Source organism: Phocaeicola dorei (assembly GCF_013009555.1).
Lineage (GTDB): Bacteria > Bacteroidota > Bacteroidia > Bacteroidales > Bacteroidaceae > Phocaeicola > Phocaeicola dorei.
Genome location: NZ_CP046176.1, coordinates 3,920,000 through 3,943,112, shown reverse-complemented (window position 1 = coordinate 3,943,112; position 23,113 = coordinate 3,920,000). Strand labels below are relative to the sequence as shown.

At 40.6% G+C, this 23,113-nt stretch carries 11 protein-coding genes; 2 read left to right on the top strand and 9 right to left on the bottom strand.

The features are described 5' to 3' along the window. The first annotated feature begins 1 nt into the window (after window position 1). Window positions 2-493: a hypothetical protein gene (locus GKD17_RS16620; protein ID WP_007831711.1), complete on the top strand. Its 492-nt coding sequence runs from the start codon at window positions 2-4 to the stop codon at window positions 491-493. 108 nt (window positions 494-601) lie between these two features. Here the strand turns inward: GKD17_RS16620 and GKD17_RS16615 are convergent, their stop codons facing one another. From GKD17_RS16615 to uvrA, 3 genes are all read right to left on the bottom strand, one after another. Beyond that, the gene (locus GKD17_RS16615) at window positions 602-2,908 is read right to left on the bottom strand and encodes a family 20 glycosylhydrolase (protein ID WP_007831713.1); all 2,307 of its coding nucleotides are present in this window, start codon (window positions 2,906-2,908) and stop codon (window positions 602-604) included. A gap of 56 nt (window positions 2,909-2,964) precedes the next feature. Continuing rightward, the gene (locus GKD17_RS16610; protein ID WP_007831715.1) at window positions 2,965-3,996 is read right to left on the bottom strand and encodes an endonuclease/exonuclease/phosphatase family protein; all 1,032 of its coding nucleotides are present in this window, start codon (window positions 3,994-3,996) and stop codon (window positions 2,965-2,967) included. A 251-nt stretch (window positions 3,997-4,247) separates the two neighbouring features. Beyond that, on the bottom strand, window positions 4,248-7,049 hold the full coding sequence (gene uvrA, locus GKD17_RS16605; RefSeq protein WP_007831717.1) for an excinuclease ABC subunit UvrA: 2,802 nt from the start codon (window positions 7,047-7,049) through the stop codon (window positions 4,248-4,250). Between the two features lie 81 nt (window positions 7,050-7,130). Between uvrA and GKD17_RS16600 the strand changes: the two genes are divergently transcribed. After that, window positions 7,131-8,630, top strand: coding sequence for a glycoside hydrolase family 10 protein (locus tag GKD17_RS16600; RefSeq protein ID WP_007831719.1), 1,500 nt, complete (start codon window positions 7,131-7,133; stop codon window positions 8,628-8,630). A gap of 359 nt (window positions 8,631-8,989) precedes the next feature. Here the strand turns inward: GKD17_RS16600 and GKD17_RS16595 are convergent, their stop codons facing one another. The 6 genes from GKD17_RS16595 to purL all read right to left on the bottom strand — a co-directional run bounded on the left by GKD17_RS16595 (window position 8,990) and on the right by purL (window position 23,086). After that, window positions 8,990-11,461: a glycoside hydrolase family 31 protein gene (locus GKD17_RS16595; protein ID WP_032935595.1), complete on the bottom strand. Its 2,472-nt coding sequence runs from the start codon at window positions 11,459-11,461 to the stop codon at window positions 8,990-8,992. Window positions 11,462-11,548: 87 nt separating this feature from the next. Then, window positions 11,549-14,152 (bottom strand): helix-turn-helix domain-containing protein, encoded by a 2,604-nt coding sequence (locus GKD17_RS16590; protein WP_007831724.1) that lies wholly within the window; start codon window positions 14,150-14,152, stop codon window positions 11,549-11,551. Between the two features lie 13 nt (window positions 14,153-14,165). After that, on the bottom strand, window positions 14,166-14,738 hold the full coding sequence (locus GKD17_RS16585) for a chromate transporter (RefSeq protein ID WP_007831726.1): 573 nt from the start codon (window positions 14,736-14,738) through the stop codon (window positions 14,166-14,168). Next, complete coding sequence (locus GKD17_RS16580; protein ID WP_007831728.1) at window positions 14,735-15,283, bottom strand: chromate transporter; 549 nt, start codon at window positions 15,281-15,283, stop codon at window positions 14,735-14,737. Before GKD17_RS16580 ends, GKD17_RS16585 begins: the two co-directional genes overlap by 4 nt. A 4-nt stretch (window positions 15,284-15,287) precedes the next feature. Beyond that, window positions 15,288-19,304, bottom strand: coding sequence for a hybrid sensor histidine kinase/response regulator transcription factor (locus tag GKD17_RS16575; RefSeq protein WP_007831729.1), 4,017 nt, complete (start codon window positions 19,302-19,304; stop codon window positions 15,288-15,290). A 77-nt stretch (window positions 19,305-19,381) separates the two neighbouring features. Then, window positions 19,382-23,086, bottom strand: coding sequence for a phosphoribosylformylglycinamidine synthase (gene purL, locus GKD17_RS16570; RefSeq protein ID WP_007831731.1), 3,705 nt, complete (start codon window positions 23,084-23,086; stop codon window positions 19,382-19,384). Between the last annotated feature and the right edge of the window lie 27 nt (window positions 23,087-23,113).

Genomic DNA, 23,113 nt, shown 5'->3' with positions numbered 1-23,113 from the left:
TATGAAGAAAATTTTAGTCAGCTTGATGCTGTTGGTAATGACTGAACTGAGTGCACATGCTCAATTTGAGAAGGATGTATGGTATGTGAATGCTTCATTGACAGGGCTTGACCTATCTCATAGCAAGAATGAAGGAACAAATTTTGGTTTTGCTTTAACCGGCGGCGCATTTGTAGCCGATAATGTGGCTGTGTTGCTGAATTTTAAAGGCAATTATGTAGAACATGGAATGGATGAAACCAGTATTGGTGCACAGGGACGTTATTATTTTTCCAGTTGCGGTATTTATGGAGGACTAGGAATGGCGTATAAACACCTTTCTTGTGTAGGATTTAAAAAGAATCTGGTTTGTTTGACACCGGAAGTCGGATATGCTTTTTTCTTGGGTAGAAATGTGACTATTGAACCGTCTGTATATTATGACTTGAGTTTTAGTGATACTTCAGAATTTAGTAAATTAGGATTCAAGATAGGATTCGGGGTTTATTTCTGATTGATTTAATTCCACCACAGATTACGCAGATTATTGAATGGGAGAATTCATTGAAATTCAATCTATGTAAATCTGTATAATCTGTGGTGAAAAACTTTTTATGTAAGATTAATGCGCATAGAGATGCGTGAACGGAATTTCTTTACCATCACTCCCTGTTACTTTTAATTTCAGTTGTCCTCCGTTCTGGTCGAAATAACGTAATTCCATTGGATGATATCCTTTTGCCAATGCTTTTTGCCCCACTATTTCTTTAGGCCCGTGAGGTCCGTCATTGTCTACTATCTGTTCACTGTCTATAGTTAATGTACTACCATCATCGGATAGGAGTGCAAAAGTGTAGATATCGTCTTGAGGAGCATTGAAATATCCTTTGATAATCAGTCCGATATTTCCTTTTACTTTTTTAGGAATCATAACATCTTCCACTGGATAAGTACCATTGACCGGAGCTTTTTCTATTTCACTGCATTTATTTCCTTTAAATTCGTGCCATGTAGCTTTCAAACCCGGATTGGAAGGAGCGGCAGTTACAGAGGGAGTATATTCACTTTTGATGAAACGGGTCTTGACTATGTCACCTTTCTTTCCATTAGGGCGGAAGGTGCAGAAAGTAAAGTCTGTGGTTTCAGTCACTTTGATGGGACCTTCATATATGGGAGATTGTAAAGTAGGAGTACTGCCATCAGTGGTATAGTGAATTTCCGCAGTGGGGTCAAGGCAAGTTACATTGATGGCTCCTTCACCGATAAAGGCGTTGACGGCATTAAAGCCTTCCAAATCGGGTATACGGTAATTGATACCCATGATATTGAGACGTTCAAACTGATCAGACAGGCGTTGTTGGAAGGCACTCCAATCTTTTTGCTCCGGTTTGCTCCAACCTAGTTCGGCAATAGCCAGCAAACGTGGAATGGCCATATATTGCATACGTGCGTTGGAAGGAATCCATTCGCACCAAATATTTCCCTGCACTCCTAAAATCAGCGACTGTTGCTCGGAGGTCAGGTTGTCTGTCGTATCCAGATTATAAATACTTGCCATAGAGTTCTTATCTTCTGCATAATCCAAATAAAATTGTCCGTTAGGAGTGAAAATGACAGGGTTGCCTTGTGCTGTTGTCTTGGTTGCTGCATCTTTTACCCAGCTGCGCCACCACATTACGGTAGCTGTTTTAGACAATCCGCCTTCAATGATTTCATCCCAGCCTATCATTTCTTTGCCTTTCTCGTTAAAGAATCTCTCCATGTCATGAATGAACCATGATTGCAGTTCTTCTTCAGTTTTCAGATTATTGTCATGCATACGTTTCTGACAGTCCGGACATTTTTTCCAATTAGTTTTTTCTACTTCGTCACCTCCTATATGTACATACTTATAGGGGAAAAGGGCTATCAGTTCTGTATAAACATTCTTGCAGAATTCCAATGCGGAGTCTTTCCCCGGACAAACAGGTGAGGAGAAGACACTTCCCCAACCGGTTTCGTTAAAACAGGAAACACCTTCATAGTTACTTACAGCTGCCAGCATGTGTCCCGGCATATCAATTTCGGGAATAATATCTATGCCTCGTATTTTGGCGTATGCTATGACATCCTTGATATCTTCCTGAGTGTAGTAGCCTCCATATAAGGTGTCACCTTCTACGATGCGTATCTTGTCTTCAGGAATTGCCATATCCGGGTTGTTATTAGTCTTTGACTGACGTATGCATTCGCGATCATGAGAATTGAATTTGCGCCATGCTCCTTTTTCCGTCAGTAAAGGATATTTCTTGATTTCAATACGCCATCCTTGGTCGTCGGTAAGATGCCAGTGGAATTTATTCATCTTGTAAAGGGCCATGACATCCAGTAATTCTTTCACCTCACCTATTGTGTAGAAATGGCGGGATACGTCCAGCATAATGCCTCTCCATTCAAAGCGGGGGGCATCTTGAATGTTAACGGCCGGTATGGCCCAGTCTGTACCTTTAACAATTTCCTTAGATTCTATTTGCGGGGGAAACAGCTGTCTGAGTGATTCGATACCTGCAATGACACCTCCGTAAGAGTTACCTGTAATGTTGACCTTATCGCTCTCGGATGTCAGGGTATAAGCTCCTTCTTTTCCTTGAACATCACCCAAGGCAAGGGTGATGGTTCCTTCGCCTTCTTTGACTTTAAGGTCGTAGCCTGTGGCTCTGGAAAGCATATCGGCCAAATACTCGGCTGCGGGAATTAGTTCGGCGTCAATAACACCGATGGAGGTATTACTTTTCAATACAAAAGCACCGTTTGTTTCCTCCAGATGGTTGGTTATGGGTACAATGGATACCTCTTTTGTTACAGGGGGAGTACCGGTACATGCTCCCAACATCAATGTGCCTGCTAACATACAGGCGGTCATTAACTGTTTATGTGTACATTTGGTCATAGGATAATAAATTAGGTTATTGGACAAAGATAACAGAAATATTGGGAAAAACGATATTATTTGGCGGGATATTGGAAAGTAACCAGTACTCCTTTATGGTCTGTAGGCCATACGCCCAATGGTTCTATAAACTTGTCTTTAGATGTTTCCTGAACACGCTGTGCACGGACTATAGAATTTTTCGGACCGAAAATGGCGGCGTCTTTCACTTTCAACCCCTTTTCGGGATAATACCAAATGTAATCTATACGGTCGCGTTCATCTGCTTTGGGAGCCCAGGTTATTTTGTCGGCGGGCTTTGCCGGATTATCCGAAGGATAAGTGAAGCCGGGATAGTTTAATACATCTGGATAGAATTCTCGATAGGCGTCTTTCAATCCGGCTTCGTCTAACAGGACAGGAACTGTCCAGGGGATTACAAAGCCATGATGGTCATACAGGTCTTTGGTCTCTTCAGTCCAATCTTGATGTGAAGGTTCATTAAAATCTCCTCCTAAAATGATGGTGTAGCCGGCTGCACGATCTTTTTTTGCCTGTTTAATGAATAGTCTGATGGCGTCATCGCGTTGTGAGGCTACATTTCTCTTTAATACTTCTTCTACGGTAGTGGGGATAGGGATTTCTTCCCAAGTAGAACCATCATATCCGCGTACATTATAATAGGCGTCATCCAAATAATCAAGATGAGCGGTGTAGACTGCTATTTTCTGTCCGTTCATATCGGCTGTAAGGCGATAGATACTGCCGTGGTCATTCTTTTCGGGGAAAACGGTTAATGAATCAGTGATGGGGTATCGGCTTAACAGACCTGTATCATAGGTATAGAAGGAATAATAGGTTTCTCCTTTTTCCTTTAATGATTGCACTAGGCGGGCAGTGAAATTGGTGTTTTCGTAATTACGTACTTCGCTCAATGTGACGAAGTCCGGACGAAGACGGGCTATTTCATTCACAATAGCGTCGTAACCACCGGGAATTACAGTTCCTTCTTGCCAAATGTTCCATTGAAGAACGGTGAATTCTTTCTCTTTTTGTGAACATCCCAATAGGAAAGGGAACAGCAAGAGTAGTAAAAAAAGTTTTTTCATATTCTGTTGATTTATAAGGTTATTAATTCAATTCTAAATTTACTCATATTTTCGTTTAGATTTAGATTGACAATGCGGAAAACATTAAAACAGATTTTTAGTAAAATGATTCTGCAATCATACCACAAAATGCTAAATTTACAGAACGGAATAAATCACTTTTAAATTCCCATTTATCATCTAGTGGTATATTGCGTATAATCATATTTAATAATTTGTGTCAGTTTGGACAATCAGCGGTGAATAAAAAATCAATCAGGAGAATCCATCGCCAGTTTTTCCTTCAAAAACTGTCCCGTATAAGATGCCGCACATGCTGCAACCTCTTCCGGAGTGCCCGCAACTACCAGATTTCCTCCCATATTTCCTCCTTCGGGCCCTAGGTCAATCACATGGTCGGCACATTTTATCACATCCATATTATGCTCGATAATGATAATGGTATGTCCGCGGCTGATTAAGGCTTCAAATGCTTCCAGCAGTTTCTTGATATCATGAAAATGCAGACCTGTGGTTGGTTCATCGAATACAAAAATAGTGGGTTGTGCTTTCTCTATGCTCAGAAAATAGGCTAGTTTTACGCGTTGATTCTCGCCACCGGAAAGAGTGGAGGAGGCTTGTCCCAACTTTATATATCCCAATCCCACTTCTTGTAATGGGGTTAGTTTTTTCACTATCTTTTTTTGATTGTATTCGGTGAAGAATTCGATAGCTTGATTCACTGTCATTTCCAGAATATCATAGATGTTCTTATCTTGAAATTTTACTTCCAGTGTGTCGCTCTTGAAACGTTTTCCATGACAAGATTCACATTCTAATACCAAATCTGCCATAAATTGCATTTCAACGGTTACCGTACCGTCACCTTTACATTCCTCACAACGACCGCCTTCGGTATTGAATGAGAAATATCCGGCAGTATATCCCATTTGTTTGGCAAGAGGCTGTTCGGCAAAGAGTTTGCGTATTTCGTCGTATGCTTTTACATAGGTCACCGGATTGCTGCGTGATGATTTTCCGATAGGATTCTGGTCTACAAATTCAATATCTTTCACTAGCTGTACATCCCCTTCCAAAGAGATGAACTCACCCGGCCGTTCGCTAGCTTCACTATATTCGCGTTTCAATGCCTTGTAAAAGACATCACGTACCAACGTACTCTTTCCCGAACCGCTGACCCCCGTAACTACCGTCATTACATTCAGTGGAAATTTTACGTCAATGCCTTTAAGGTTGTTTTCACGTGCACCTTTTATTTCTATATAATTGTTCCACGGACGATGGCATCGGGGGATCTCTATGTTTTCTTCTCCCAACAAATAGCGTACCGTATAACTATTACTGTTTCTTTGAAGATCGTTCATGCTGCCTTGATATACTATCTGTCCTCCTAAACGTCCTGCTTGAGGACCGATATCAATGATATAATCGGCAGCACGGATTATTTCTTCATCATGTTCTACCACTACTACGGTGTTTCCCAGTTCCTGTAACTGACGAAGTACTTTTATCAGCCGGTCAGTGTCACGGCTGTGTAATCCGATACTGGGTTCGTCTAGAATATAGAGTGAGCCTACCAAGCTGCTGCCTAATGAGGTGGCCAGATTGATGCGCTGACTTTCGCCGCCGGAGAGTGAGTTGCTGAGACGGTTCAGTGTAAGATATCCCAAACCTACATCCATGAGGAAGTTGATGCGGTTGGTAATTTCCGTTAAGATCCGTTTGGCGATGGCTGTATCATGTGCATCTAGTTCTAGAGTGCGGAAGAATTCTTTTAAGTCATGAATAGGTAAGTCAACCAGTTGAGAAATGGATTTTCCACCTACTTTTACATAACCGGCTTCTTTTTTCAAGCGTGTTCCATGGCAGACAGGACAAATAGTTTTTCCCCGGTATCGTGCCAGCATCACACGATATTGTATTTTATATTGATTTTCTTCCAGCATTCTGAAGAAAGAATCTATACAGGCCTTATTTCTAGGTCCATGCCATAAATAATCTTTTTGTTCCTGTGTCAGTTCATAATAAGGGGCAAAGATGGGAAAATCGTGGGCGGGAGCTTCATGAATGAATTCTTGTAACCATTCCCCCATCTTTTCTCCGCGCCAGCAGAGGACAGCTCCGTCATATACACTTAGAGCACGGTTTGGAATCACCAGATGTTCATCTATACCTATCACTTTACCGAAGCCTTCGCATTCGGGACAAGCTCCGAGAGGGGAATTGAATGAAAACATTTGGTCATTCGGTTCTTCGAATTTAATTCCGTCGGCTTCGAATTTAGTGCTGAAAGAGAATAGCTGCGTACTTCCGTCAGCAGAGTAGAAGCGGAGGAGGCAATTTCCGTCTCCCTCGTACATGGCTGTTTCGGCAGAATCGGTGAGGCGACTGATACTGTCTTTGCTATCATCGGCTGTCATGCGATCTACCAGCAGATAGATGTTTTGTCTTTTATCTTCGGCAGCTGTTTGTTGCAGAAAATCTTCTATACGAACTATTTCACGGTTAACCTCTACACGGGTGAATCCTTGTTTAAAGTCCATTTCTAGCTGTTGACGCAGTGTACGGCCTTCACGGGGCATCATAGGAGTGAGAACCGTGTATTTCGTTCCTTTAGGAAAGGAGAGCATACAGCTTACAATATCTTCAATACTATGCTTTTTCACCAGTTGCCCGCTAATGGGAGAATAAGTCTTCCCCACGCGTGCATAGAGTAGTCGCAGATACTCATATATTTCGGTGGAAGTCCCCACGGTGGAACGTGGATTGCGGCTGTTCACTTTTTGCTCTATGGCGATAGCGGGTGGTATACCTTTAATGAAATCACACTCAGGTTTGCTCATACGGCCCAGAAATTGGCGGGCGTATGATGATAGGCTTTCTACATAGCGTCGCTGACCTTCAGCGTATAATGTATCAAAAGCCAATGATGATTTTCCGGAACCGGATAGGCCCGTGATAACGACCAGCTTATTGCGTGGTATGTTGACATCGATGTTTTTGAGGTTGTTTACCTTTGCTCCTTTTATGGATATATAGTTACTTTCTGACATTCTTTATTGAATTTGGTTTAATATGCAAAGATAATTATAAGTTTTCTTATCTTTGCAAGCGTATTAAACAAGAATAACAAAATGAGAGCAAAAACTATTCTTCTTTTATTGATAGCACTACTTTTTACTTCTGTTGTCAGTGCTCAGACACGTTATCCTAAACGTGAGTTCCGCGGTGCATGGATTCAGTGTGTGAATGGACAGTTCCAAGGGATGCCGGCAGAGAAGATGCAGCAGCTATTAATAAATCAACTAAACAGTCTGCAAGGCGCAGGCATTAATGCGATAATTTTTCAGGTACGTGCAGAAGCCGATGCCTTGTATAAATCTTCTTATGAGCCGTGGAGCCGCTTTCTTACGGGAGTGCAGGGTAGAGTGCCTTCACCTTATTGGGACCCGATGCAGTTCATGATTGATGAATGCCATAAGCGTGGAATGGAGTTCCATGCCTGGATTAACCCTTACCGTGCCAAGACAAAGGGAACTACTGCCTTATCACCCATTCATCCGTATAATAAGAATCCGGAACGTTTCGTGAATTATGCTGGTCAGCTTTATTTTGATCCGGCTTTGCCCGAAAACCGAAAATATATTTGTAAGATTGTGCGCGATATTGTTACTCGTTATGATGTGGATGCCATTCATATGGATGATTATTTTTATCCTTATCCCAACCCGGGCGAGGATTTTCCTGATCATGTCAGTTTTGCGCAATATGGTCGCGGATACAGTAATAAAGCCGATTGGCGCCGTGACAACGTGAATGTGCTGATAAAGGAAATCCATGAGACAGTGCGCGAGTGTAAGCCGTGGGTGAAGTTCGGTGTTTCTCCTTTTGGTATCTATCGTAACAAGAAAAATGATCCGAATGGAAGTGATACACGTGGTCTTCAGAATTATGATGATTTATATGCAGATGTGCTGATGTGGATTAATAATGGTTGGGTAGATTATAATATCCCTCAGATTTATTGGGAAATAGGTCATCCTGCTGCCGATTATGACAACTTGATACATTGGTGGGCAAAACATGCCGCTTCGCGTCCGTTATTTATCGGTCAGGATGTGATGCGTACGGTGAACAAGGCGGATGCCCGTAATCCATTACAAAACCAGATGCCTGCCAAAATGAAGTTGCAACGGTCGCTTCCTACCGTGCAGGGAAGTTGTCAATGGTATGCTGCAGCAGTGGTGGATAACGCCGGTAATTACCGCACTATGTTGGAGAAGGAGTATCATCGTTATCCGGCTTTGATTCCTGAATCTCCTTTTATGGACGATAAGGCTCCAGGTAAAGTAAAGAAGGTAAAGATGGTATGGACGTATGAAGGTCCAGTACTCTTCTGGACAGCTCCGAAGGCAAAGGACGAGATGGACAAAGCTGTACAGTATGTGGTTTATCGCTTTGATAAAAAAGAAAAAGTCAATTTGGATGATGCTTCCCATATTGTAGCCATTACCCGTGATCATTTTTATCCATTACCTTATAACGATGGAAAAACGAAGTACCAGTATGTGGTGACAGCGTTGGATCGTTTGCACAATGAGTCGAAAGGTACTAAAAAGAAAGTGAAACTGTAAGAAGCGGGAGTGTTTCTTTTAGATTTTATTTCTACTGCCACTGCCTGGGTATTTATTCATGTAATATCGATGAATAAAGAATTCTAGGGTAGTGGCAGTTGATTTGTATGCTGCCATATCTTCCGAGTACGATATTGTTTATGTTGAGATCAATGAAAAAAGGTTATAACATCTGCATCCATCTTATGGCTTTCTCTAATCAGTGATAAAAAGTATCTGCAATAAATATATCAAGTAGTGATATAAATTCTATTGATCTCTTGAATTTATTTCCGTCATATATAAAGTCCCGTTGGCAAAATTGATTTTTTTCAGATTGTGTTATGAAACTTAAGAAGCTTTACCAACGGGGAATGTATTTATAATTTCACATTGACTTGTTTCCCTTTATAGGAAATAGATTGGTCAAAGGTGGGGCTATCCTCATCTCCACATCCTTTCCCCGGTTCAACAAGTATGATGTTGAATTTGCGGTTTTTCAGCATACCTTTGTAGTTGCCTTTTCGCTCGTTAATAGTCAGTGTGCGCTCTTTGTCATCCCATTTCATCAGGATGGTTGTGTAAGCACCTTTTTCATAATTATAATTATCAAATTCATCTTCATAAAGGGTAAATTCCGCATCAGCACCCGGATAGATGCGAATCGTCAGATTATCCCACTTCTTTTCTGTAGAGTATTGCACTGCTGGTCCCCAAGGAAGGATAGATCCCGCACGTACATAAATAGGCATAATATCAATGGGTACTTCCCGTTGGATCGTTTGCCCGCCTTCCAAAGTTTGCCCGGTCCAAAAGTCTGTCCAGTTTGCTCCTTTAGGTAAATATACCTCTGTATTTCCAATCTTTTTTAAATCTTTTAAGTAACCGTTCTGATTTTTGTCTTGCCATGTATAAAGCGAGTCTGTAACGGGACGTACTAGGAAATTATGTCCGAACATATATTCGGTATCCATATCAAGTACTTTGGGATCTTTCGGGAAATCCATCATTAATGGGCGGATAAAGCTGCCTGCTTTGCTGGTTACCTCCCAGGAAGTGCTATAAAGATAAGGTAGCAGGCGATAACGCAGGTGAGTATATTTTTCTAACGCATCATAGGCCCAGTCGCCTTTTTGGCCGAATTGGTATATTTCGATTGCTACCGGACTAGAATTGTGTGAGCGCATAATGGGTTGAAACACTCCCCATTGATACCAGCGGACATGTAACTCGTGATAAGCTATGTTGTTTACATTATTATTGTATTTCCAGGCAAAGAATCCTCCCAAATCTGTATTCCAATAGGGAATGCCGCATAATGAGTAATTCAATCCGGCTGCTAATTGTTTGCGCATGACTTCCCAGGTAGAAACTACATCTCCGCTCCACGAATGAGAAGCATAGCGTTGCTGTCCTAGGAAAGAAGAACGAGTGAGTAGGAATACTCGTTTGTCCGAAGTAGTAGCTCGTTGATGTTCATATACTCCTTTATTGGACATTAACGGGAAAGCATTATGTACTCTGCGGAAAGTTCCCAAATAGGTGAGAGTATTAAAATCCTGGTCCTTCAGATTCATGTGATCGGGTTCAGTAGAGTCTAGCCACCAACCGTCCATGCCCAGATCGAATATGTTCTTTTTCATCTCTGACCAATAGAGATCACGTGCAACAGGATTATAAGGGTCGTATGGCCTGACTCCGGCATTGTTGGGCCAAGTATCAAATTGAAGAAGTGCTTTCAGACTGTCCATTTTTTGATACATTTCAGTCCAAGGGCCGAAAGAAGCCCATACGGAGATCATGATATGTGCATTTTGTTTGTGCACATAGTCAATCATTTCTTTGGGAGTTTTGATTCTTGGAGTACCGTAACGTGCGCTTTTATCTTCTCCGTTTGGAAGATATTTCATATATTCTTTATCGCCCATTTTGTTGATGTAACGGGGATTTTGGAACTTCATGGCATTCCAGTTAGAGTCGCATCCCCAATATTGCCAATCCTGTATAATGCCATCCAGAGGGACTTTCAGTTTACGGTACTTATCTACAACTTCGCATAATTCATCCGGGCTTTTATAACGTTCGCGACATTGCCAGAATCCTAGTGCCCAAAGCGGATAGAGAGGAGCCTGTCCAGTCAGTTCGCGTACATTGGCTATTACTTTATCTGCATTGCCGCCGTAAATGAAATAATAATCTGCACAATCACCTACTTCCGAGTCAAAAGACATTTCTTGTGGATTGTCTACAAAAGTGGTGGGGGAGTAATTGTCCCAATAAAGGGCATATCCTTTTATTGAATGAATAAACGGAATGCAAATGCTCATGTTTTGGTTACGGAGAAATAGTTTCTGATTCCGTTGGTTCACTTTTCCTGTTTGTTGCTGTCCTAGTCCGTAAATCACTTCATCTTTGTCCAGTAAGAAAGCTTGACGAACATTATATGATGGAACGCCGGCGTCATCGAAGGGGGTGAATTGGGTACCATAATCTTTATCAGTCAGTAATAATTTTCCTTCTTTGTCGGAAAAACGGATACCTCCGGTTTCAGGATTTACTTCTACTTGTATAACATTGCTGCTGAGTGTTACATTTTTCCCTTTCTCACCGAAAGTTACAGAGGTGGTTTCCGGTGTTTTGATAATGACCAGACTTTCTTTTTTATAAGGTTTCTTAATGGGGGTTTTATAAATACGGACAATGGTGGGAGAGTAAAATTCTACTTTGACATCTATTTCTTGTGTAGTATACGTTATTCCTTGTGTGGTGTGTTGTACACTCTGTGCGATGCCATTTGTTGCAATGATAGTTGCTCCAATTAGGGTTAGAGTCATTTTTTTAATAAAATTCATATTCATAGTATTTTAGTGTTTTGTACTGTTACAAAGGTAAGGCGAAAAGCTTTAAATAGGCAACAATGAGGTTGAATCCAATAATAATCAGGTTGATTTCTTTATTTTTCTGGCGTATTCGGAGGGGCGGCATCCATACATTTCTTGGAAGCACTTACTTAGATAGCTGGAACTGCTGAAGCCTGTGCGTTCTGCTATTTCTGCAATACTGAGTTCGTTTTCAGTAAGTAGTTGCGCAGCTCGTTGTAAACGGATGTTACGGATGAAAAGGCTGGGAGACTGATCTAATAAATTTACTAGTTTGCGATAAAGTCCTGTTCTTTCCATGCAAAGGTCTCGACTTAGCTGTTCTACTGAATAACCGATGACATGCATATTCTTTTCTACCTGTTCTATAGCCCGTGCTAAAAAAGCGGATTCGGTATTGGTTGTTTTAGGATGATCCGGTTGCTTGTCGTTTTCAAAGCAAGTGGAGGTTGCTGTGCCATTCTTTTCCAGACGTGCTTTTTGTTCGGCTTCGTAATTGTTGCATTGCTCTATCAGGTTGCGGATGCGGAGTAGTAGAATTTCCTCTTTATGCCGACGCTCTATTTTTTTTCGGGTCCAACATATGTAAAGACGGATACTTCCTACTGTAATAAATAGTAAAATGAGCAGGTAAATAGTATAAGCGGTGGTTGTTTTCCACCAAGGGGCATGGATGGTGAGTTTTATAACGGTTATTTTTTCATTCCACTGGAGAGGGGTATCGGATGCCATAACTTTGAATGTGTATTCTCCGGGAGGTAAATTAGTATAGGACGCTTGAAGCATACCATTACCTGCTGTGGTATTGCCTGGTTTGCTGGTGAAAACATTCATCCAGTTTTTATCAATACCTTCTAATTGATAACGATAATAGGTGCGTTCACTATTGATATAGTTCAAAGCAGAGAATTCGAAAGTGAGGAAATTCTGATTGTAGCCCAGTTCTATTTCTTTTGTATAAGGGCTGGCTTGGGGAAGTTTTATCTTTTTGCCGTATAGCCGCAAACAAGTGAACACTGGGGAATAGGGGAGTTCCGGAGTGATTGATTCATTATCAGGATTGAAGATATTGAATCCGTCTATGCCACCGAAGTAAAGTGTACCGTCCGATGCTTTGAAAACAGCCTTTGTTAGATATTCCCCTTCTAATGCGCCATCCTGTTGATTGAAATTGGTGAAGTATGGTTCTTTATTTTTCTGATTGATGTGGATACGTGAGATTCCATTGCTTGTAGTTACCCAGATATCATTGTGATCATCTTCAATAATGCCTTGTACAAAGTTATTACTTAATCCATTTTCACGATAAAAAATGCGTGGGGTTTGCTCGTCCGGTATAAAAAGTTCCAGACCATCTGCTGTCCCTGCCCAAGTCCAGCCTCGTGTGTCAGTACATAGGGCCGTATATGTTTTTCCCTTGAAAAAGGCAGTTTCTGTTCCTCTGTTGAATTTCTTTTTTACTTCGGCAGGGATAGATGAATTATGTTCGGAGATAAGGGTGCGTGTTCCATCTTTTTCAGTGGACAAGCGGTAAATATGAGTATGTTCTTTCAGATAGATCATTCCTTTATTGTCTTCGGCAAAACTTTCTACTGCAATATCTTTTTCAGGAGCAACTGGAAAATTGTTACGGTTTATTTGGGTAAGTTTATGCATGGACGGATGGTAATATAGTAATCCTCGGTTGAGAGTTCCAATCCATAATCCTCCTTGTCGGTCTTGGAATATAGTGCTGATTTCTGTTGAGAGTCGTTGTCCGTTTTTAGTTTCCAAAATAGGAATATATTGCAGTTTTTCCTTAGTAAGATCCAGTATCCAAAAACCATGTACACAGGTTATATACGCTTTTTGATTGTCGGGGGTGATGATTAAAGTATTAAGTGCATAGTTTTCTTCAAGTATCTTTTTCCATGTCCGTTGGCATGTGTTGAAACAGAACAAACCACCTTTATATCCGTTGCGTAATTGGTAAAAGCTGTTTGGAGCTTTGACAACCAAGGAGGTTCGGGCAAAGTATTGTTGCTCGGTTTCCGCATAGGCAGCAGCACTGTATAGTCGTTTTCTGCTTGTCATGTCATAACAATCTACTTCTCCCGTATTATAGAACAGGTAAAGTGAATCATTCTCCGTATTTAGATCTTGTAGTTGGCGGGTATCATTGGGGGATAAAGTTATATGGATTCCGGTTTGTAATTCTTGTAATTTATGGTCTGTCAGTATCCAAATGTGTCCTGCACAGTCGGCAAAAAGATTTTCTATCGGTTCCGGTATATTTTTATTTTGGAAATAAGATTCTAAATCTCGGATATATTCCTCTTTGTAGAGATTGATTCCCATTAGTTTGTGATAGTCTTTCACCCAAAGTAGGGAGTCTCCACTTTGATAAATGCGGTAGAACCCGTCATATTGTTTTAAAGGATATACATTTTTATCCGTCCGATGCAGATAACTGAAATGTATACCATCATATAAATTGATGTTGCCATTAGTAGTAAACACCATTCTTCCGTCAGGTAGTTGTAGGATATATCTTATCTGGTTGTCGCTTAATCCGTGTGAAGTATTGATGGAAGTAAACAGGAAATCATTGGCATATAGTGGCAATATTATACTGATATATAAACAGATCAGTAGGCTTATTTGTTTTTTTTGATGATTTCCCATAATCTTCCTATTTTTAGTAAAGCAGGAATCCTGCCACTCCGCAAAGTATAATCATTAATATAGGATTAATTTTGTATTTCCGTGTACCTATAAAGGTTACTAGAAAAATAATTATACTGATGATAAATTGATACAAATCTATTTGATAGCTACTGAAGTTTTCAGCATTCATCAAGACGAGTGCAGCCGCTGCCAGCAGACCTACCACTGCCGGACGCAACCCTTTGAATACGGCTTCTACAACCGGATGCTTTTGGTATTTCAAGAAGAACCGGCTGATGATTACCATTAATATGAATGATGGAAAAACTACAGCAAAAGTAGCTATACAAGAACCGAATATGGCCCAGTTTTCATTGTAGCCTGCATTCAATACTGCAGTATATCCCACATAAGTAGCAGAGTTGATACCAATGGGGCCTGGTGTCATCTGGCTGATAGCGATGATATCTGTAAATTCGCTGGCACTGACCCAATTATATCTTGTTACTACTTCTCCTTGTATCATGGACAACATGGCATAGCCTCCTCCGAAACCGAAGAGACCTATTTTACAGAATGTATAGAATAAATATAGAAAAATCATTTGGATGAATATTTATGTTTGTACTTGCCATATATAAAACCCCCCACGCCCGCTATTATGATAATGTAGACAGGGGATACGTCCAATACCCAGATAAGTAATGCGGATACTATTGGTATCCAGATAGTGTAACGGTTTATCTTGGCCGATTTTGCCATGGAGAAAGTTGGAGCTGCAATAAGGGCTACTACTGCCGGACGGATTCCCTTGAATATATTCTCTACAATTTGGTATTGTTTGAACTGTTGAAAGAATAAGGCAATTGCCAACATAATAAAGAAAGAGGGGAGTATTGTGCCTAAAGCCATTGCCAATGCTCCACGGAAATTACGCAATTTATATCCGATAAATATGGCAATATTTACAGCAAATATTCCAGGTACAGACTGAGCGAGGGCTAATAAATCAATAAAATCCTCTTTGTCAATCCATTTTCGTTTGTCCACTATTTCATCTTGAATTAGGGGAACCATGGCATATCCTCCGCCAATGGTAAATAGTCCTATCTTTAAGAAGATAAGAAATGATTGTAAATAGAAATTCATTTTTTTAATTTTGTTTCATATAAGTGCTTGGTGGAACTCTGTAGTATTTCTTAAATGTATCCGTAAAATATTTGGGATCACTGAATCCCATCATATCCGAAACTTCGGATACAGTATAACGTTTGCTTTTTAATAAAATGCTAGCCTCGTTCATACGTACTTTACGTATAAAATCACTGGGCGAATCATTGGTTAAAGCCTTTATTTTATTGTATAAACTACTCCGGCTCATATTCATTGCATCACATAGGTTTTCTACGTTCATTTCTTTGTTTATACTACTTTTTATGATGTTGGTGGCTTTTAAAAGAAATTCTTGTTCCAAACTGATCGTCGGATCATCTGAAACCTCGTCTGCATTGAATTTGAATTGTGAGAAACGCTTTTTCATGATTTCCCTGTTCGCCAGAACATTGGCTATATTTGCTTTCAGTACTTCCATGTCAAATGGTTTGACTATATATTTATCGGCTTTGGTCTGTAAACCCTTGATGATACTTTCTTTATCGTTCAATGCGGTCAGCAATATGATAGGTATATGACTGGTTTCAATATTATTTTTCAATATATTGCACATTTTGTCTCCATTCATGATAGGCATCATTACATCCGACAATATCAGATCCGGTTGTCGTTCCTTGATAAAATCCAGTGCTTCTTGCCCATTTCCTACATCAGAAACATTATAGTCTTCCGATAGCGTATGCAACAGGAAAGTACGCAATTCCATATTATCTTCCACTATCAGAATGGAAGCGGCATGTGTTTTGGCTGGCTTGTTTTTGATCTCTTTCACCAGTTCTTCCGGATTGCCTTCGATAACAGGCAGAGGATCAATTACATCAGCTTTTTTGAATATACGGTAGTTGTATTTCCGGCTTTTGATAGGGAATGCCAGTTTGAAGGTAGTTCCTACATTTTCTATACTGCTCATTGATATTTTGCCGGCATGGCTTTTGATCAGTTTGTAGGTAAGCAGCATACCGATGCCGCTTCCTGTGATTTGCAGATTGATGGCATTATTTCCTCTGAAGAGGCTTTTGAACATTTTCTTTTGTTCATTGGCAGGGATTCCGATTCCTGTATCTGTAATAGTGATGAACCAATGACTTTTATTTTTCTGAGTTTGTACAGTGACATTGCCCCCTTGACAGGTATATTTCAAGGCATTTGTCATCAGGTTACGGATGATGGAATCCATCTTATTTCTGTCCAGCCATACTTCCTGGCTTTCAAAATTAGTTTCAAATATTATATTTATCTGTCTTTTGCGAGCATATAAATTGAACTGTTCCAAATAGTTTTTGATATAATTGTTCAATTCGTATCGGGATACATATACAGTGGAGGTATATAGTTCCTCTTTTTCAAAATTAATCAGATTACTGGCTAACTCAGACAGGTTGTCCGTATTTTGTATAGCTAGGTTGATATTGATTCTTCCCTGTTCGGATAGGTTTTCGTTTTTAAGGATCTCTCCCAAAGGAGCTTTTATCAAAGTCAGCGGTGTACGTATATCATGTGCCGTGTTGATAAAGAACCGGATTTTTTCTTTTGAATTGTTTCTGTCTTTCCTAAGCCACAAATAACGCAAAACAATTACTCCGACCAGTATAAAAATGATCAGATAAAGAATTCCTGCCCAAAAAGTAGCCCACCAAGGTGGGGTTATGGTAATGAAAAGTGAACGTTCTTCTAACAAATGGTGGTCATCCATCAGGATGGCTCTCACTCTTAATTTATATTTACCGGGACTGATGTTAGTGTAACGTATGCGGTTATCATTCGTGAGTGAAGTCCATTCATCATAAAATCCTTCCAGTTTCCAAGAATAGACTATGTTGGAGGGATTATCATAATTAATGGAAGACACATCCAGTGAAAAAATATTCTGGTCGTAATTCAGTATGATGTGCCGGGTATCATCAATTTCTTCTTTTAAGGGGGAACCTTTTTCACCAGGCATTACTTTCTGGTAGAGCAGTCGGAAATTGTCAAATACCATTTTGGATTTAAATTGATGAGGCAGCGTGACAGTATCTGCCAGTTCAATGGCTCCGTCTCCACATCCGAAGATAAATTTTTTATCGCGTGTATGTACTCCGGCAGCTTGGTTAAAGCTGGTAGACATCAAGCCTTGTTCTTTTGTCCAGTTAGAGAATATTTTTTCTTTTGTTTTGAAACGGGTCAACCCTTTTTCTGTACTAATGATTAAATCGTCTTCCAGAGCAGGCAGTATGCAATGAATATTATTAGATATCAGAGCTGAATTATTGATATGGTAATTAGTTACTTTTTCTGTATAATTATTGTAAATCCACATACCGGAACCATGTGTACCAATAAAAGTGATGTTCTTTTTACTTTGATAAATAGTATTTATACAGCCTAGCTCGGAGTCTAGATTCACCGCTTTGAGCTCTTGATTGACCTTATTGAACTGATACAATCCATTGATAGTTCCTATCCATAAATTATGGGCGTCCTTATTGGTGATATAGGTGATAGGGAAGTCCATATTGTAACAATGCATTTCCTTTGTATCCAGATCGTAACTTTTCAAGTTGTAATATCCTCCGGCCCAAATCAGATTATCCCAATCCTTATAAATACAACGAATATATTTATCCGGTTTTACGGTGTCATCATTCAATGTTTGGGGAATAAAATATTGTGTGGTCATGTTTTTCTTATCTATTTTGTACATTCCCGACATATATCCACCTACTAAAATAACTCCCGGTCGGGATTCACATATAGAGATAAATACATGATTCTGATTAGGCGTGTCATGCTGATAAGTTGATAATAAATTCGTCCATTGTTTGGTAGAAGGACTGTAGCAACATACGCCATTATTGGTTGCATACCAAATGTCTCCTTCAGAATCTTCCAATATATAATTCACTTGATTATCTATCAGTGAGTTAGGGTTGTCATAAGAGTGCTGTATCCATTGATATCCGGGATATTTCTCGGAATATACAGTGATGCCTATAGGATAGACTGCCATCCATAATTTTTGATCATCATCAATATAGATATCATTAATGATATTACCGTTCATTTTGTTGGAATGGTTGTGGTCGGCATTTAGAAAATTTGTCAATTCGTAAGTGCCCAAGTTTAATTTATATACGCCTGCGCCGTTAGTTGCTATTAACACCTCGTTTTCATTTTCTTTACTTGCTATGATAGAGTTGACATTAATGTCTTGTAGTCCGTTGTGTACATCAATCAGTTGGCGGCTATGGATATTGTATAGATAAATACCATCCAATAAGGTACCTATTACTAACATTTGGGTTTCCGGATGAAAATAGATGTAGTTTACTATATGGAAATTATCCAGTTCCGGATGCTTGATTACTTCTAATCGCCCATGATTCAGTCTTGCACAGTAAATCTTGTGGCTGGAGGCTAGAAAATATTGATTGTTCGTAGATTTCGCAATATATGTGATTTCTTCCTTGATAGGACTTTCCAGTTGAATAAGTTCATGGGTATCTATGTCGAAAAGATATTGTTTGTTTTTGGTGCAAAGCAATATATTATTGTCTTTGGAGTCAAGAAATGAAGCGGTGAGTGGCAGCCCGCTGTTGCTTTTGTCCTTACTGGCAAAATCGCAAACTAGTTCAAATTTGTCTTGTAGAGAATTGTATTTGAATAGATGACCGGTTTTTCCTATCTCCCAAACCACTCCTGCCGTATCTATCTGCAAAGTGTTCAAGTTGGGAAAAAAGTTCAGTAGTTTTCCATTGGCTGTTAAGCTATAGTGTCTGTATTGTTTTCCGTTATACCTGTCTATTCCTTCGTGAGTGAGAAACCACATATAGCCTTTTTTATCTTTTCGTATAGATAGAACTCTACGGCTGCTCAAACCATTCTGAGTATCCAGATACTGGTATAGTTGAGCAACGGCAGGTGTTACCAAAATAACAAAAAGGCATATAAGTAAAAGAATTCTTCTCATATTATTAGGAGGCAAAATCCTTACAAAGTTCGTAATTTCCCTTAACATATCAAAATCTGTTATATACAAAAAAAGCGGTAATCAGTCCGACTCACCGCTTTTTTAGTAAATATAACAAATCGTTTTTATTTTTTGTTCATTTCAACCCATTTTCTAGCATTGACAAATGCTTCCATCCATGGAGTAATCTGATCGTTCTTTATTCTATCAGCCGGATAATAAGCATTTTGCCATGGGAAACAAGAGCGTTCCAAATGAGGCATCATGGCCAAATGGCGGCCGTCAGGACTGGCCAGACCGGCTACGCTGTAATCCGAACCGTTTGGATTGCCAGGATACTCATCGTATGAGTATTTCAATACAACATTGTATTGATCTTCATCATATGGCAATGAGAATTTACCTTCTCCATGGGCTACCCAGATACCAAGCTTACTTCCGCTTAACGAACCGAACATGACGCTTCTATTCATAGGAACGGTAACACCTACAAACTTGGATTCGAATTTATGTGAATCATTGTGCAGCATTTTCGCTTTTTGGGTGAAGTCGGGGTTAATCAGGTTTAATTCTATCATCAGCTGGCAGCCGTTACATACGCCCAATGACAATGTATCTTTGCGTGCATAGAAGTTATCCAATGCAGCTTTGGCTTTGGGATTGAACAAGAAAGCTCCGGCCCATCCTTTAGCAGAGCCTAAAACGTCCGAATTAGAGAACCCACCGCAAAATACGATGAAATTGATGTCCTCCAATGTTTCACGTCCGCTAACCAAATCAGTCATTGTTACATCTTTCACATCAAATCCTGCCAAATAGAGCATATAGGCCATTTCGCGTTCGCCATTGGTTCCTTTTTCACGGATAATAGCCGCTTTGATACCTGTCGGAGTACGACGGTCGGGGTTAAGGCCGAATTGTGAAAGTTTGCCGGTGAATGATTTGTCGAATACAAATTCCAAAGGTTGTTTCTTGTAGTTCTCGAAACGTTTTTTGGCACAGTCGTTCATGCTCTGCTTGCAGTCTAGCAAGTAAGAGGTAGAATACCATATATCGCGCAGATAGTCTATGCCGAACTGGTAAGTTGCATCTCCCTTTTCTACCAGGATATGCCGTTCTTCAGTCGGTTTACCTAATTTTACGTAGCCTATGCCTGCGTCTTCCAAGATCTTTTTTACTTCTTCTTTGTGCTTATTTTTTACCTGGATAACAATACCCGGATTTTCGGCGAACAATATCTTGATGATGTCATCCTCCTTAATCTTGTTCAGGCTGATTTCCATACCACCTTCCATATTCGAGAAGCACATTTCAAGCAGTGTGGTAATAAGACCACCGGCAGAAATATCGTGACCGGCCATAATCAGACCTTTATTTACTAATTCTTGTACTGCCAGGAATGCGTCACGAAAATATTCAGGATTTTGTACAGTCGGTACATCGTCACCTATTTTATTCAATGATTGTGCAAAAGCAGAACCTCCCAGACGTAACTTGTCAAAACTGAAATCAATATGGTAGATAGTGCTCTTTTCATCATTTACCAATACAGGAGAAACCACTTTCTTCACATCCGAGACTTCGCCACCGGCTGAAACGATGACAGTTCCCGGACTAATGATCTTCTCACCGTTAGGATATTTCTGGGTCATAGATAAAGAATCTTTTCCGGTCGGTACATTGATTTGCAATGAGCAGCAGAAATCGGAAAGGGCTTTTACGGCAGTGTACAGGCGGGCGTCTTCACCTTCCTGTGCGCGACATGGCCACATCCAGTTGGCAGATAAGGAAACGCTGTCCAATCCTTCTGCCATCGGGGCCCATACGATATTAGTCAGTGCTTCGGCTACCGACAAAACAGAGCCTGCGGCCGGATTGGCTAAGGCGGCTTGGGGAGCATGGCCTAGAGAAGTTGCTATACCTTTTTCGCCACGATAGTCGAGGGCTACTACACCACAATCGCTCAGAGGCAGCTGGATTTCACCTTGACATTGCTGGCGGGCGATTTTACCGGTTACGGAACGGTCTACTTTATTGGTTAACCAATCTTTGCAAGCAACAGCTTCCAGCTGAAGTACGCGGCGGATATATTCATTTAATTTGGAAGTTTCGTATGAAACATTTTCATAATGGCGTTCTACAGTCTTGTCAACCATGTAGGTCTTCGGAGAAGAACCGAACATTTGATCTACTGCCAGATCGAACGGACGTACCCCATCGGCCTGTTCGAAAGCAAAGCGGGCGTCTCCGGTTGTTTCACCTACGGTATACATCGGCGCACGTTCGCGATCAGCAATTTTTTGTACATGTTCAATAGCCGATTCGTCAATCAGCAATCCCATACGTTCCTGAGATTCGTTGGCGATAATTTCTTTGGCAGACAAAGTCTGGTCACCGATAGGTAATTTGTCCATATGAATTAATCCACCGTTTTCTTCTACCAATTCGGATAAACAATTCACGTGGCCGGCCGAACCGTGGTCGTGAATGGAAACAATCGGGTTGTTATCTTCTTCACACAATGCGCGGACTACATTATAGGCACGTTTTTGCATTTCCGCATTGGCACGCTGGACAGCGTTTAGTTCGATTCCCGATGAGTACCGGCCTGTTTCAACAGAAGAAACTGAACCTCCACCCAAGCCGATGCGATAGTTATCACCACCCATTACAACGACTTTGTTTCCTTTTTCGGGATGTCCTTTCAGACAGTCGCGCTGAGTACCGTAACCTACCCCTCCTGCCAGCATAATCACTTTGTCGTATGCATACTTCTCGCCGTTTTCCTGGTGCTCGAATGTTAGTACAGAACCACAAATCAGCGGTTGACCGAATTTGTTACCGAAATCGGAAGCACCGTTGGAAGCCTTGATTAAGATCTGTTCCGGAGTCTGGTATAACCATTGGCGGACAGGAAGGATATCTTCCCACTCGCGTCCCTCATCAGTACGGGGGTAAGAAGTCATATAAACGGCAGTACCAGCAATGGGCCATGAGCCTTTACCACCGCCCATGCGGTCACGGATCTCACCACCAGTACCGGTGGATGCACCGTTGAATGGTTCTACGGTTGTCGGGAAGTTATGTGTCTCGGCTTTCAGTGAGATAACAGTCTTGATATCTTTGATAATGAAATAATCGGAAGTGGAATGATCGGCCGGAGAGAATTGCTCTACTATCGGTCCTTCGGCAAATGCTACATTATCTTTATAAGCAGAAATAATCTTGTTGGGATTTTCAGCAGTAGTTTTCTTGATCATCTGGAACAAGGAAGACTCCATTTCCTGACCATCAATAATGAATGTTCCGCCGAATATCTTATGGCGGCAATGCTCGGAATTGATTTGCGCGAAGCCGAATACTTCGGAATCGGTTAATTTACGTCCCAAATCTTTTTCAACCTTCAGCAAATAGTCCATCTCCTCACGAGAAAGTGCCAGACCTTCTTTTTCATTGTATTCTTCGAGGTTCTCGATGTGAACAATCGGCTGGGGTTTGATGTTGACTGTGAAAATCTCCTGGTTCAATCCCTTATACATACGTTGCAGCATAGGATCGTACTCGGCGTTTTCGTCTTTTACAGGGAAATATTCCTCAATGCGTAAAACACCTGTAAGACCCATGTTCTGAGTGATTTCTACAGCATTTGTACTCCAGGGAGTGATCATTTCCCGACGCGGTCCGATGAAGCAACCTTTCAGGTTCTCTTCGTTCTCTACAGTGGCTTCACCATAAAGCCAGCTTAATTTCTGAATATCCTCAGAAGGCAGTTCCTGGCTGACTTCTGTTGCTATTACACTTTTAGTGGGTGTTCTGAAAAATAGAATCATAGCACTTTTATAGTTGTTTTGTTAATT

Excerpts from the sequence above, each read along its gene's own strand:
- GKD17_RS16620 (WP_007831711.1), top strand. The coding sequence starts at position 2 with ATGAAGAAAATTTTAGTCAGCTTGATGCTGTTGGTAATGACTGAACTG.
- GKD17_RS16615 (WP_007831713.1), bottom strand. The coding sequence starts at position 2,908 with ATGACCAAATGTACACATAAACAGTTAATGACCGCCTGTATGTTAGCA.
- GKD17_RS16610 (WP_007831715.1), bottom strand. The coding sequence starts at position 3,996 with ATGAAAAAACTTTTTTTACTACTCTTGCTGTTCCCTTTCCTATTGGGA.
- uvrA (WP_007831717.1), bottom strand. The coding sequence starts at position 7,049 with ATGTCAGAAAGTAACTATATATCCATAAAAGGAGCAAAGGTAAACAAC.
- GKD17_RS16600 (WP_007831719.1), top strand. The coding sequence starts at position 7,131 with ATGAGAGCAAAAACTATTCTTCTTTTATTGATAGCACTACTTTTTACT.
- GKD17_RS16595 (WP_032935595.1), bottom strand. The coding sequence starts at position 11,461 with ATGAATTTTATTAAAAAAATGACTCTAACCCTAATTGGAGCAACTATC.
- GKD17_RS16590 (WP_007831724.1), bottom strand. The coding sequence starts at position 14,152 with ATGGGAAATCATCAAAAAAAACAAATAAGCCTACTGATCTGTTTATAT.
- GKD17_RS16585 (WP_007831726.1), bottom strand. The coding sequence starts at position 14,738 with ATGATTTTTCTATATTTATTCTATACATTCTGTAAAATAGGTCTCTTC.
- GKD17_RS16580 (WP_007831728.1), bottom strand. The coding sequence starts at position 15,283 with ATGAATTTCTATTTACAATCATTTCTTATCTTCTTAAAGATAGGACTA.
- GKD17_RS16575 (WP_007831729.1), bottom strand. The coding sequence starts at position 19,304 with ATGTTAAGGGAAATTACGAACTTTGTAAGGATTTTGCCTCCTAATAAT.
- purL (WP_007831731.1), bottom strand. The coding sequence starts at position 23,086 with ATGATTCTATTTTTCAGAACACCCACTAAAAGTGTAATAGCAACAGAA.